The organism is Hydrophilobacter chitinilyticus (genome assembly GCF_049860745.1).
GTDB lineage: Bacteria > Pseudomonadota > Gammaproteobacteria > Burkholderiales > Burkholderiaceae_C > Rhodoferax_B.
On the sequence record NZ_CP187561.1, the window covers coordinates 5,945,618 to 5,957,736 of the forward strand.

The window sequence follows — 12,119 nt, forward strand, 5'->3', positions numbered from 1 at the left end:
TGAAGACTACAGGTCGTCTTCCAAGCCCTCTGGTCCGTCGCGCACCACGCGGCGGATCACCTCGGGGGCAAAACCCCTGGTCAGCAAAAACCGCATCTGGCGCACCTTCTCGCGCGCCGCCATTTGCCGGGCGATTTGTGGATCGACAGGGGTTTCGTCTTCAGCGTTTTGGCCGTCACTGTCGACAGCGGCTGCAAGGCGTTGGCCGTACTTGCGGCGCCACACCTCCAGCGCCCGGTCGTACTCGGTGTCGCGCAGCGATTGCACCGCTTCGCTCACCAACTCTGCACCCAAGCCTTTGCGTTGCATTTCTTGCGCCACGCGGGCGGCGCCCATGCGGGCACTGCGGCGGTGGACCACCGAGGCGGCCGCGCGCTGGTCGCTGATGAAACCTTTGGCCTGCAGTTCGTCTAGCGCCTTGGCCAACTCGCCGGGTTGGGCTTCGTGCTCGGCCAGCTTGCGCTCCAGCTCGTAGCGCGAATATTCGCGCCCGCTGAGCAGGCGCAACGCGCGCCCTTTCAGGCTGATGGGTTGGGCGACTCGGCGGGTCGGCTGTTCGTTCATGGGCTTCAAACTTTATAGCTGCCTACGCATATGTACCATGCACAAACAGCCATTTTCCGCTCGATTACTCTTCGATCTTGGTTTCAGCCTTGGGCTCGGCCTTGGCCTTCTTGGCGGGCTTGGTGTCTTCCTCTTCGGCCACTGGCAGCAGTGGGATGCCCAGCGACTCGCGCACCTTGTTTTCGATCTCGATCGACAGCGTGGGGTTTTCGCGCAGGAATTCGCGTGCGTTGTCGCGGCCTTGGCCAATCTTTTCGCCGTTGTAGGCGTACCAGGCGCCCGACTTGTCGATGATCTTCGCTTCGACACCCATGTCGATGATTTCACCGTGGCGGCTGATGCCCTCGCCAAACAAAATGTCGAACTCGGCCGTCTTGAACGGGGGCGAGACCTTGTTCTTCACCACTTTGACCTTGGTTTCGTTGCCGATGGCGTCGTCGCCCTTCTTGATGGTGCCGGTGCGGCGAATGTCCAGACGCACAGAGGCGTAGAACTTCAGCGCATTGCCGCCGGTGGTGGTTTCGGGCGAGCCGAACATCACGCCGATCTTCATGCGGATCTGGTTGATGAAGATGACCATGCAGTTGGCCTTCTTGATGGTGGCGGTGAGCTTGCGCAGCGCCTGGCTCATCAAACGGGCTTGCAGGCCGGGCAGGCTGTCGCCCATTTCGCCTTCCAGTTCGGCCTTGGGGGTGAGCGCGGCCACCGAGTCGACCACGATCAGATCAACCGCACCCGAACGCACCAGCGAGTCGACGATTTCCAGCGCTTGTTCGCCGGTGTCGGGCTGGCTGATCAGCAGGTCTTGCAGGTTGACGTGCAGGTTTTGCGCGTATTGCGTGTCGAGGGCGTGCTCGGCATCGACGAAAGCGCAGGTGCCGCCCAGCTTTTGCATTTCGGCAATGACTTGCAGCGTCAGCGTGGTTTTACCGCTGGACTCTGGGCCGTAGATTTCGATCACGCGGCCACGTGGCAGGCCGCCTACGCCCAACGCAATGTCCAGCCCCAGTGAGCCGGTGGACACCACTTGGATGTCTTCGATCACCTCGCCTTCACCCAAACGCATGATGGTGCCTTTGCCGAACTGCTTTTCGATTTGGGCGAGTGCGGCTTGCAGGGCCTTGGCTTTTTCAGCGCTGGCGGCGGTTTGGGCTTTAACGGGTGCGTCCATGAGAGTTTCCTTTTAAATCAATAAGTTGGCGCATCATGTTTACTGGAATTGATCACAGGCTGGATGCTTGAACAGTATTCTATGGCACGAGTCTGAATTCATTTCTACTTTTTATGGTCAGTTTGCCTTATCATTTTTCACATGCAAGATTTAGGTGATTTACCGCACGGAAACCCGCCCAGCCCCCTCCATGAGAGCCTGCAGGAAGACGGCTGGCGCGAAACCCATTTGGGCCGCCTGATGGGCGACGCCCTGCGCCGCTTTGACGCGCGGGTGTTGAGCCTGATGGCGCACAACGTCGAGGTGCCGCTGGCGCTGAGCAACCTGGCGGCCAAGGCGCAGGTGAGCGCTGCCCACGTGCACATCACGCGCCACCTGCCGCCGCAGGGCGCGCGCCTCACAGAATTGGCCGAGCGCGCCGGCATGAGCAAACAAGCCATGGGCGACCTGGTCGACCAATGCGCCGCCTGGGGCCTGGTGACGCGCGAACCCGACCCGCTGGACGCGCGCGCGCGGCGCGTGTTGTTCACCGCCACCGGCTTGGCGTGGCTGCAGGCGTTCAAAGACGCGGTGGCGCAGGCCGAGGACGAATTCCGCACGGCGGTAGGGCCCGAGGTGGCCGCTGTCGTGGCGCTGGGGCTGGAGGCTTACGCCGCTTGACGGGAGTGATCAGCATGAGTGACGACATGAGACACACCCGTCATCCGCCCGTCACGCTGTCAATTTCATAGAAGGTAGGCAACCTAGAATTTCCGGCGCAAACTCTGCACCTGCCGTTTGCCGAACAACGTTCAAAAAGAATCCAGGAGACAACCCATGCGCATACTCATCGCTGAAGACGATCAGGTGCTAGCCGACGGTTTGCTGCGCGGACTGCGCGCCTCCGGGGCGGCGGTAGACCACGTGGCCAGCGGCACCGAAGCAGACGCCGCGCTCATGGCCAACAGCGAATTCGACCTGCTGATCCTCGACCTGGGCCTGCCCAAGATGCACGGCCTGGAAGTGCTGCGCAAGCTGCGCGGGCGTAACGACTCATTGCCGGTGTTGATTCTCACGGCCGCCGATAGCGTGGAAGAACGTGTCAAAGGCCTGGACTACGGCGCCGACGACTACATGGCCAAACCGTTCTCGCTGCAAGAGCTGGAAGCGCGTGTGCGCGCCCTCACGCGGCGCGGCATGGGCGGCACCACCAGCGCCATCAAACACGGCCCGCTACTGTACGACCAAGCTGGCCGCGTGGCCACCATCGACGGCAAGATGATCGAGCTATCGGCCCGTGAATTGGGCCTGCTGGAAGTGCTGCTGCAGCGCGCCGGCCGCCTGGTCAGCAAAGACCAACTGGTAGAGCGGCTGTGCGAGTGGGGCGAAGAGGTGAGCAACAACGCCATCGAGGTCTACATCCACCGCCTGCGCAAGAAGATCGAGAAGGGGCCGATCCGCATCGCGACCGTGCGCGGGCTGGGCTACTGCCTGGAAAAAATCCAGACCTGAGCGTTGAACAAATCCATAGCACCTTCCGCACCATCCACCAGCGCCCGCCGCCTTTTTGATTCAAAACTTTAGCCCCGCCCCTTGAAGATCTTCCAGCGTGAGCAGCGCTCTCTTTTTGGCGAGATCCTCGACTGGATGCTCACGCCGCTGCTGCTGCTGTGGCCCGTGAGCCTGGGCCTGACCTGGCTGGTGGCGCAAAGCATTGCCGGCAAGCCGTTTGACCGCGCGCTGGAATACAACGTGCAGGCGCTGTCGCAGCTCATCGTGGTGCCGATGAACAACCGCGCGCAGTTCAACCTGCCGCAGCCCGCGCGCGAAATTTTGCGGGCCGACGACTCCGACCAAGTCTACTACCAGGTGCTCGGTGGGCGCGGCGAGTTTTTGAGCGGCGAGCGCGACTTTCCGCTACCCGCAGAAGAAGAGAAAACCATCGACGGCGTGGTGCAACTGCGCGACGACGAGTTCCACGGCATGGGTGTGCGTGTGGCCTACATGTGGGTGCGGCTGGACGTGGCGGGCAGCCAAACCGCGCTGGTGCAGGTGGCCGAGACACGCGAAAAACGCTCGGTGCTGGCGGCCGAAATTATCAAAGGCGTGATGCTGCCGCAGTTCGTCATCTTGCCGCTGGCGGTGCTGCTGGTGTGGCTGGCCTTGGCCCGCGGCATCAAACCGCTGAACCTGCTGGAAGAGCGCATCCGCGCGCGCAGCCCCGACGACATGAGCCCGCTGGACGAAAAGGCCGTGCCCATCGAAGTGGCGCCGCTGGTGTCTTCGGTGAACGACCTGCTGGAACGCCTGGCCGACTCCATCGCCACGCAAAAGCGCTTTCTGGCCGACGCCGCGCACCAACTCAAAACGCCGCTGGCCGGGCTGCGCATGCAGGCCGAGCTGGCGCAGCGCGAAGGCACCAGCACCGACGACCTGAAGCGCTCGCTGCAGCAAATTGGCCGCGCCAGCATCCACGCCACCCACACCGTCAACCAGTTGCTGGCCTTGGCGCGCGCTGAGAACAGCGGCGTGAGCATGAGCACGCAAACCTGCGACCTGGCACGGCTGACCATGGAAGTGGTGCGAGACTCGGTGCCGCGTGCGCTGGATAAACGCGTAGACCTGGGCTACGACGGCGCCGAGCCCGGCAGCCCCGACGTGCTGCTGGACGGCAACCCCACGCTGCTGCAAGAACTGGTGCGCAACCTGGTGGACAACGCTTTGAACTACACCCCCACCAGTGCCGAGCGGCCCGGCGTGGTCACCGTGCGTGTGCTCACCGCCAAAATTGGCAAGGTGTTGCTGCTGCAGGTGGAAGACAACGGCCCCGGCATTCCCGAGGCCGAGCGCGAGCTGGTGTTCCAGCCGTTTTACCGCGCGCTGGGGTCAGACACCGATGGCTCAGGCCTAGGCCTGCCCATTGTGTTGGAGATTGCCAACCAGCACGGCGCGCACATTACGCTGGAAGAGTCGCACCCCGGTGCCAAGCTGCCGGGCTTGCGCGTGAACGTGCACTTCACGGCGGTCAGCGGCAGTTAAGCCTCAATTCGAAACCATAGCTGCTCACGCTAGAACAGTACGCGTAAACGGCAGGTTTTTCTTAAGACACCCGGGGCCGAGGCACGCCGCTTGCTTGGGGCCCTGCATTCCACTTTCAACCAAAATCCCCCGCATGCAACGTCGCTCGCTCCTCGGTTCCCTGACCTTCGCCGCCCTGTCCACCACGCTGGGCTCGCAAGCCTTTGCCCAAGAAAAACGCCCGCTGCGTTTGGTGGTGCCATTCCCTCCTGGCGGCGCCACCGACATCACGGCGCGCGCACTGCAAGAGCCGCTGCAACGCATCCTGGGTCAGCCGGTGGTGATCGACAACCGCGCGGGCGCGGGCGGCTCCATCGGCATGGCCGAAGTGGCGCGTGCGGCGGGAGATGGCCTTACGCTGGGCGTGGCCACGCTCTCCACCCACGGCGTGAACCCGGCGGTGTTCAGCAAGCTGCCCTACCAACCAGTTGCCGACTTTGCGGGCGTGACCGAAATCGTCAAGGCGCCGGGCGTCATCGTCGTCAACCCCAAAGAGCTGCCGGTAGAGAACTTCGCCGCGCTGGTGAAGTACCTCAAGGCCCACCCGGGCAAGGTGTCGTACGCCACGCCGGGCACCGGCACCATTGGGCACATGTGGGGCGAGCTGTTTAAAAGCAGCACCGGCACGTCGATGGTGCACATTCCCTACCGTGGCGCGGGCCCGGCGCTGAACGACGTGCTGGGCGGCCAGGTGTCGGTGTACTTCGACCAGGTGGCCTCGTCGCTGCCCTACGTCAAGACCGGCAAGCTCAAGGCGCTGGCCGTGTCGTGGCCCGAGCGGCTGGACGTCTTGCCGGACGTGCCAACTTATGCTGAACTAGGCTATGCCAACAACAACGATCCGTCGTGGTTTGGCCTGGTAGCGCCAGTCTCTACGCCCGCCGCCACCGTGCTGCGCATTCAGCAAGCGGTAGCCCAGGCGCTCAAAGAGCCGGCCGTGCGGGAACGTTTGGCCGGGCAGGGGCTCTACCCCTCAGGCACCACGCCGGCTGAGTTCTCGCAGCAAATCGTCAAGGAGATCGAGAAGATGAAAAAAGTGGCGGCGTACGCCAAGATTCAGCTTGAATGACAGAACCTTGTCTCAACCTAAGTTTTAGGTTTGACGCGCTGACCACCAGCGCCAGGCCCGGCCCGTCCGCAAGACCCGCCGGGCTTTTTTTTATGCCTTGCGGTAAGCGGTCAATTGCAAGAACGCAGCGGTTTGCTCGCCAGCACGCTCACCAATTGCGTTTCCACCTGGCTACGCAACGTGGGCGTGGCGGCGGGCAGGTGCAGCGTCCACGCGGGGGTGTCGCCGCGCTCCTGCACCACGCGGGCGGTGCGCACGCCTTGGGTGCCGAGGGCCGTCAATGCCCGATGCGCGGCTTCTTCGGTGGAGTAGCGACCGAGCGACAGGCCGGGCTCCAGCGAGGGGTTGTTGGTGCGGTCAAAGTCGACCTTGCGGGCGCGCAGTTCGGCGCGCTTTTTGTCGAGCGCATCGGTATCGGCAAACTTGCCCATGTAGACCATCCAGCGGCCGCTGACGGGCGTGGCGTCCAGCGTCCAGCTACCGGCGGGCAAGTTGGCAGCGGCGCGGCGCACGGCTTCGGTTTGGGCTTCGTCGAAGGCACCAGCTTGCAGGCAGACGGTAGGCTCAGGGGCGGCACTGGCCGTGACCACCGGAGATGAAGCGGAAGTTGCGGCAGGAACAACTGGGGCTGCAGGCGCTGATGCGTCGGGCGCTGCAGGTGCATTGGGCTTTGGCGTGGCACTGGGCGTCAACACCTGCAGCTTCTCGGGCGCCACTTGCTGCTCCAGCCGCTGCGGTTCGGTTTGCGCCACCGGGCCCATGCCAAACAGTTGCAAGTAGCCTTGCCCCCACGCGTAGTAGCCCGCGTTGGCCAGCAGCAAAACCAGCACCGTCAAACGCAACATGCTTAAGCTCCCGTGGGTGGTGTGGGCGCGGTAGACGGTATGGCGCGCGTAGGCCGCACGCTCACCTCATTGCTGTGGATGGCTTGCAGGCTGGTGGCGGTGCGCACCAGCAGCACGCCGTCGTCGCCCACACCTTCGGCGATGCCGGCCGTGCCGTCGCTCAGCAGCACGTCGCGGCCCAACAAGATGTCGCGACGGGTGAAGCGGCTGCGCAGCGGGGCAAAGCCGTCACGCTCAAAGGCCAGCAAGGCGTTGACCAGGGGCGCGGCAATGCGCTCCAGTGCGGCGGGCGCATCGAGGCCGGGCACCAGGTCTTGCAAGCCAGCGGGCGGCGTAGAAAGGCCTTCGATCTGCGGCGCCTGGATGTTGATGCCCACGCCCACCACCACGAAACGGGCAGCCCCTGGCTGCGGTAGGTTGGCGGTTTCGACCAGAATGCCGCCGAGCTTGTGGTCGCCATCGGTCCACAGGTCGTTAGGCCACTTCAGGCCCACACGCTTGGACTGAGGCGCATCAAGCGCGGGAATTTGCGGCTGCAGGCTCTCGGCCACCGACACACCGACGGCCAGCGACAAGCCCGACCAGTCTTGCGGCGCCAGCGGCAAGCCAAGCGAAAACATCAGCGAGGCACCCACGCTGTTGCGCCAGGGCCGGTCCATACGGCCACGGCCGGCGGTTTGGTTCTCGGCCACCAGCAACACCGGCTCACCCTGGCCCGCGCGGGCGCGGCGCATGAGTTCAGAGTTGGTCGAGTCGATGCTGGGCACCACCTCCACCGTGAACGTGGGCAGTTGCGGGTAGACCGCTTCCCAGATCGCCTCGGCCGGCCAGCGCATCACGGGCGGCGGCTCCCGGCGGTTTTGGTCTTGGTGGCCTTGGTGGTTTTTGCAGCCTTGGCGGGCTCGGCCACCGGCTTGCGCCAGCCGCGCTTGGGCGCCAGCAGCGTGCCACGGCAGTTGGCGCTGCCGCACCAGCAGGGGTACTCGGCCTTCAGCTTGGGCGTGTAGCGCTCGTCGATGATCAGGCCGTAGTCGTAAAACAGCTCGGTGCCAGCGGCAATCGGCACCAGCGCCTTGATGAAGATGCGGCCGTCGACTTCGTCGGCAATGCAATTCGGGTCGCAGGCGTGGTTGATCCACCGCGAGGAGTTGCCGCCAAACTTGGCATCAATCACGCGGTCTGCGTCGATGTGGAAGTAGAACGTGTGGTTGGGGTCTTTGGGGTCGTGGGGGTGGCGGTCTTGCGCCTCGTCCCAGGAGACGATTTCGCCCACGTATTCAATGATCATTTCGCCCGCCGCGATATCCTGCACGGCAAAAACACCTTTGCCGTGCACACCGGAGCGGCGCGTTTGCACGCGGCGGCCTGTTGGAACACTTGGCGCAACTGGCTTCACAGCCTTGGAGACCTTGGGGGCCTTGGAAACCTTCGGTTTGGCAGCTTTTTGGGTGGATTCTGGAGGCACGGGCAAAACTCTGTTAACTTAAAAGGGCACGGGTGCGCGCATATGCGTGCACGCGCGAGAAGCTCATTGTAGGAGCCTGCCTTCTGTTTCGTGGACACTGCCCCAAGATATCTGAGGCGCTCGCCCAGACCAGGCCGTTTCGCAACCGAGCAACCGAATTCGAGAACGAACAAAAGTTATGACTAAGACCTTGGTGATCGCTGAGAAGCCTTCGGTAGCGCAGGACATCGTCCGGGCGCTCACACCGACAGCCGGCAAATTTGAGAAGCACGAGGACCACTTCGAGAGCGAAAGCTACGTCGTCACCAGCGCCGTGGGCCACTTGGTGGAAATCCAGGCGCCCGAGCAGTTCGACGTGAAGCGCGGCAAGTGGAGCTTTGCCAACCTGCCGGTGATTCCACCGTTTTTCGACCTGAAGCCGGTCGACAAGACCAAGTCGCGCCTGAACGCCGTGGTCAAGCAGGCCAAGCGCAAAGACGTGTCGCAACTCATCAACGCCTGTGACGCGGGCCGCGAAGGCGAGTTGATCTTCCGCCTGATCGAGCAATACGCCGGTGGCGCCAAGCCGCTGGGCAAGCCAGTACGCCGCCTGTGGCTGCAGTCGATGACGCCGCAGGCCATCCGCGATGGCTTTAGCGCCTTGCGTTCCGAACAGCAGATGAAGGGCCTGGCCGACGCCGCACGTTCACGCTCCGAGGCCGACTGGCTGGTGGGCATCAACGGCACGCGCGCCATGACGGCCTTCAACTCGCGCGACGGCGGTTTCTTCCTGACCACCGTGGGCCGGGTGCAAACGCCAACGCTGTCGGTGGTGGTGGAGCGCGAAGAAAAGATTCGCAAGTTCGTCAGCCGCAACTACTGGGAAATCCACGCCGACTTCAAGGCCGAAGCCGGCAACTACCCCGGCAAGTGGTTCGACCCGGCCTGGAAAAAACCAGCCCCCGGCCCGGACGGCGTGGCCGACCCCGAGCAACGCGCCGATCGCATCTGGACGGAACGCGAGGCGCTCGCGATCGCCGACGCGGCGCGCGGCAAACCCGCCACCGTCACAGAAGAAAGCAAGCCCAGCACCCAAGCCAGCGGCATGTTGTTCGACCTGACCTCGCTGCAACGCGAGGCCAACGGCCGCTTCGGCTTCAGCGCCAAAACCACCCTGGCGCTGGCACAAAGCCTGTACGAGCGTCACAAGGCGCTGACCTACCCGCGTACCGATTCGCGTGCGCTGCCCGAAGACTACTTGCCGGTGGTGAAAGACACCATGACCATGCTGGCCAACAGCGGCATGAAGCATCTGGCGCCTTTTGCCAAGCAGGCCATCGACGGCAACTACGTCAAGCCCAACAAGCGCATTTTCGACAACGCCAAGGTGTCCGATCACTTTGCCATCATCCCCACGCTGCAGGCGCCCAGCGGCTTGTCTGAAGCCGAGCAAAAGCTGTACGACTTTGTGGTACGGCGCTTTTTGGCGGTGTTTTTCCCCAGCGCCGAATACCAGGTCACCACACGCATCAGCACGGTGCTTGAAGCCGGCAAGAACTACGCCTTCCGCTCGGACGGCAAGGTGCTGGTCAAACCGGGCTGGATGGCCATTTACGGCAAAGAAGCCACGACCGACGAAGACGAAAAAGACGGCAAGAACCTGGTGCCCGTGCAGCCTGGCGAAAAGGTGCGCACTGAAACGGTGGACGCCAAGGGCTTGAAAACGCGCCCGCCGGCACGCTACTCCGAAGCCACCTTGCTGGGCGCCATGGAAGGCGCGGGCAAGACCATCGACGACGACGAGCTGCGCGAAGCCATGCAGGAAAAAGGCTTGGGCACCCCGGCCACGCGCGCGGCCATCATCGAAGGTTTGATCGCCGAAAAATACATGCTGCGCGAAGGGCGCGAGCTGGTGCCCACCGCCAAGGCGTTCCAGCTCATGACGCTGCTGCGCGGCCTGGGCGTGGAAGAACTCTCCAAAGCCGAACTGACCGGCGAATGGGAATTCAAACTCGCGCAGATGGAGCAAGGCAAGATCAGCCGCGAGACCTTCATGGCCGAGATCGCCGCCATGACCGAACACCTGGTGAAGAAGGCCAAGGAGTACGACCGCGACACCATTCCTGGCGACTACGCCACGCTGGAAGCGCCGTGCCCCAACTGCGGCGGCGTGGTGAAGGAAAACTACCGCCGCTACACCTGCACGGGTGCGGCGGGCGCAGCCGAAGGTTGCGGCTTCTCGTTCGGCAAGTCGCCAGCGGGCCGCACGTTCGAACCGGCCGAGGCCGAGCAATTCTTGCGCGATAAAAAGATCGGCCCATTGGACGGCTTCCGCTCCAAGGCGGGCTGGCCTTTCACCGCCGAAATGGCTTTGAAGTTCGACGACGAAACCAAGAACTACAAGCTTGAATTTGACTTTGGCGACGACCGCGCGGGCGAAGAAACCGGCGAGCTGGTGGACTTCAGCCAAAGCGTGTCGCTGGGCCATTGCCCCAAGTGCGGCGCGCCGGTGCACGAGCACGGCAGCAACTACGTGTGCGAGAAGTCGGTGCCGACCACAGCCCAGCCGACGCCCACTTGCGACTTCAAGAGCGGCAAGGTGATCTTGCAGCAACCCGTGGAGCGCGCGCAGATGGAAAAACTGCTGAGCACCGGCAAGACCGACCTGCTCGACAAGTTTGTCTCCATGCGCACACGCCGCGCGTTCAAGGCTTTCCTGGCGTGGGACGCGGAAGCGGGCAAGGTGAACTTCGAGTTTGCACCGTCGAAGTTCCCACCGCGCAAACCGGCGGCCAGCAAAACCGGCAACGCGACCGCTGCGCTTGCCAAGACCGCCGCTAAAACGCCTGCGAAAAAGGCCGCGACCAAAACGGCTGCCAAAACAGCAGTGAAGAAAGCCGCCGCCCCCAAAGCACCGCGCAAAACCGGCGCGGGCTTGAAGCCCAGCGCCGAGTTGGCCGCCGTGATCGGCAACGATCCGGTGGCCCGCACCGAGGTGATCAAGAAGATGTGGGACTACGTAAAGGCCAACGGCTTGCAGGACGCCAAGGACAAACGCGCCATCAACGCCGATGCCAAGCTGCGCCCGGTGTTTGGCAAAGACCAGATCACCATGTTTGAGCTGGCCGGCATTGTGGGCAAGCACCTGACCGCGACTGAATCGGCGGCTTAACTTAAACCCGATGCAAGAGCGCGACCTTCCCTCCCGATCCCTGCCGCTCAGCGGCGCCAGCAACTTCCGCGACCTGGGCGGCTACCAGGGGCTGGACGGCCGCACGGTGCGCTGGCGCCGCGTGTTCCGCTCCGACCACCTGGCCGGCCTGACCGCGCAAGACCTGGCCACGCTGGCTAACTTAGGCGTGCGGCATGCGGTGGACTTTCGGGGCGAGCACGAGCGCACCAAACAGGCCTACGCGCTGCCCGAAGTGAACCACGTGCCGCTGACCATCGAGCCGCGCGTGATCCGCCGTGTGCAGGCGCTGCTGGACGCGGGAGCACCGCCCAGCGCAGCGGAAACCGTTGCGTTGATGCAAGACACCTACCGTGGCTTTGTGCTCGACAACGCGGAGCGCTTCACGGCCTTCTTCCAACTGCTGTTGGCGCACGACGCGCCGCTGGTGTTCCACTGCACCGCCGGCAAAGACCGCACCGGCTTTGCCGCCGCGCTGTTCTTGCTGGCCCTGGGTGTGCCGCGCGAAGTGGTGATGCAAGACTACCTGCTCACCAACACGCTCTACCGCCGCCCCGAAGGCCTGGAGAGCCTGGCCCCGCCGCACGTGCTCGATGCGCTGTGGCGCGTGGAAGAGAGCTACCTCGACGCGGGTTTGGCCGAGGTGGAAGCCTCGTTTGGCAGCCTGCCGCGTTACCTCCGCGAAGTGCTGGGGGTGGACGCTGCCGCACTGCAGAAGCTGCAAACGCGCTACCTGCAGGGTTTATAGAAAAATAGCCTCTGGCGCTTACCCGATAAGC

General features: G+C 63.7%; 11 protein-coding genes. 6 read left to right on the plus strand and 5 right to left on the minus strand.

The window, feature by feature from the left end:
- Positions 1 to 6 precede the first annotated feature (6 nt).
- Both ACPWMG_RS26640 and recA read right to left on the minus strand, forming a co-directional pair.
- Positions 7 to 564, minus strand: coding sequence for a regulatory protein RecX (locus ACPWMG_RS26640; RefSeq protein WP_483302482.1), 558 nt, complete (start codon positions 562 to 564; stop codon positions 7 to 9).
- 64 nt (positions 565 to 628) lie between these two features.
- On the minus strand, positions 629 to 1,735 hold the full coding sequence (gene recA / locus ACPWMG_RS26645; RefSeq protein ID WP_483302483.1) for a recombinase RecA: 1,107 nt from the start codon (positions 1,733 to 1,735) through the stop codon (positions 629 to 631).
- A gap of 141 nt (positions 1,736 to 1,876) precedes the next feature.
- Between recA and ACPWMG_RS26650 the strand changes: the two genes are divergently transcribed.
- The 4 genes from ACPWMG_RS26650 (at position 1,877) to ACPWMG_RS26665 (ending at position 5,861) form a co-directional block, all read left to right on the plus strand.
- Positions 1,877 to 2,395, plus strand: coding sequence for a MarR family winged helix-turn-helix transcriptional regulator (locus ACPWMG_RS26650; RefSeq protein ID WP_483302484.1), 519 nt, complete (start codon positions 1,877 to 1,879; stop codon positions 2,393 to 2,395).
- A gap of 156 nt (positions 2,396 to 2,551) precedes the next feature.
- Complete coding sequence (locus ACPWMG_RS26655) at positions 2,552 to 3,226, plus strand: response regulator (protein WP_483302485.1); 675 nt, start codon at positions 2,552 to 2,554, stop codon at positions 3,224 to 3,226.
- A gap of 81 nt (positions 3,227 to 3,307) precedes the next feature.
- Positions 3,308 to 4,753: a sensor histidine kinase N-terminal domain-containing protein gene (locus ACPWMG_RS26660; protein WP_483302486.1), complete on the plus strand. Its 1,446-nt coding sequence runs from the start codon at positions 3,308 to 3,310 to the stop codon at positions 4,751 to 4,753.
- 133 nt (positions 4,754 to 4,886) lie between these two features.
- Entirely contained in the window at positions 4,887 to 5,861 is a 975-nt protein-coding gene (locus ACPWMG_RS26665; RefSeq protein ID WP_483302487.1) for a tripartite tricarboxylate transporter substrate binding protein BugE, read from the plus strand.
- 110 nt (positions 5,862 to 5,971) lie between these two features.
- On the opposite strand, the gene ACPWMG_RS26670 is transcribed toward ACPWMG_RS26665, so the two are convergent.
- The 3 genes from ACPWMG_RS26670 to ACPWMG_RS26680 are packed head-to-tail and all read right to left on the minus strand — an operon-like array spanning position 5,972 to position 8,102.
- Complete coding sequence (locus ACPWMG_RS26670; RefSeq protein ID WP_483302488.1) at positions 5,972 to 6,706, minus strand: SPOR domain-containing protein; 735 nt, start codon at positions 6,704 to 6,706, stop codon at positions 5,972 to 5,974.
- Positions 6,707 to 6,708: 2 nt separating this feature from the next.
- Entirely contained in the window at positions 6,709 to 7,542 is an 834-nt protein-coding gene (locus ACPWMG_RS26675; RefSeq protein ID WP_483305352.1) for a biotin--[acetyl-CoA-carboxylase] ligase, read from the minus strand.
- On the minus strand, positions 7,542 to 8,102 hold the full coding sequence (locus ACPWMG_RS26680) for an SET domain-containing protein (protein WP_483305353.1): 561 nt from the start codon (positions 8,100 to 8,102) through the stop codon (positions 7,542 to 7,544). Before ACPWMG_RS26680 ends, ACPWMG_RS26675 begins: the two co-directional genes overlap by 1 nt.
- Before the next feature lie 247 nt (positions 8,103 to 8,349).
- Between ACPWMG_RS26680 and ACPWMG_RS26685 the strand changes: the two genes are divergently transcribed.
- Positions 8,350 to 11,322: a DNA topoisomerase III gene (locus tag ACPWMG_RS26685; protein WP_483302489.1), complete on the plus strand. Its 2,973-nt coding sequence runs from the start codon at positions 8,350 to 8,352 to the stop codon at positions 11,320 to 11,322.
- 10 nt (positions 11,323 to 11,332) lie between these two features.
- Positions 11,333 to 12,088, plus strand: coding sequence for a tyrosine-protein phosphatase (locus ACPWMG_RS26690; protein ID WP_483302490.1), 756 nt, complete (start codon positions 11,333 to 11,335; stop codon positions 12,086 to 12,088).
- The last annotated feature ends 31 nt before the right edge of the window (positions 12,089 to 12,119 follow it).

Bases quoted from the DNA above. Each gene is read 5' to 3' on its own strand.
- ACPWMG_RS26640 (WP_483302482.1), bottom strand. From the start codon at position 564: ATGAACGAACAGCCGACCCGCCGAGTCGCCCAACCCATCAGCCTGAAA.
- recA (WP_483302483.1), bottom strand. From the start codon at position 1,735: ATGGACGCACCCGTTAAAGCCCAAACCGCCGCCAGCGCTGAAAAAGCC.
- ACPWMG_RS26650 (WP_483302484.1), top strand. From the start codon at position 1,877: ATGCAAGATTTAGGTGATTTACCGCACGGAAACCCGCCCAGCCCCCTC.
- ACPWMG_RS26655 (WP_483302485.1), top strand. From the start codon at position 2,552: ATGCGCATACTCATCGCTGAAGACGATCAGGTGCTAGCCGACGGTTTG.
- ACPWMG_RS26665 (WP_483302487.1), top strand. From the start codon at position 4,887: ATGCAACGTCGCTCGCTCCTCGGTTCCCTGACCTTCGCCGCCCTGTCC.
- ACPWMG_RS26670 (WP_483302488.1), bottom strand. From the start codon at position 6,706: ATGTTGCGTTTGACGGTGCTGGTTTTGCTGCTGGCCAACGCGGGCTAC.
- ACPWMG_RS26675 (WP_483305352.1), bottom strand. From the start codon at position 7,542: ATGCGCTGGCCGGCCGAGGCGATCTGGGAAGCGGTCTACCCGCAACTG.
- ACPWMG_RS26685 (WP_483302489.1), top strand. From the start codon at position 8,350: ATGACTAAGACCTTGGTGATCGCTGAGAAGCCTTCGGTAGCGCAGGAC.
- ACPWMG_RS26690 (WP_483302490.1), top strand. From the start codon at position 11,333: ATGCAAGAGCGCGACCTTCCCTCCCGATCCCTGCCGCTCAGCGGCGCC.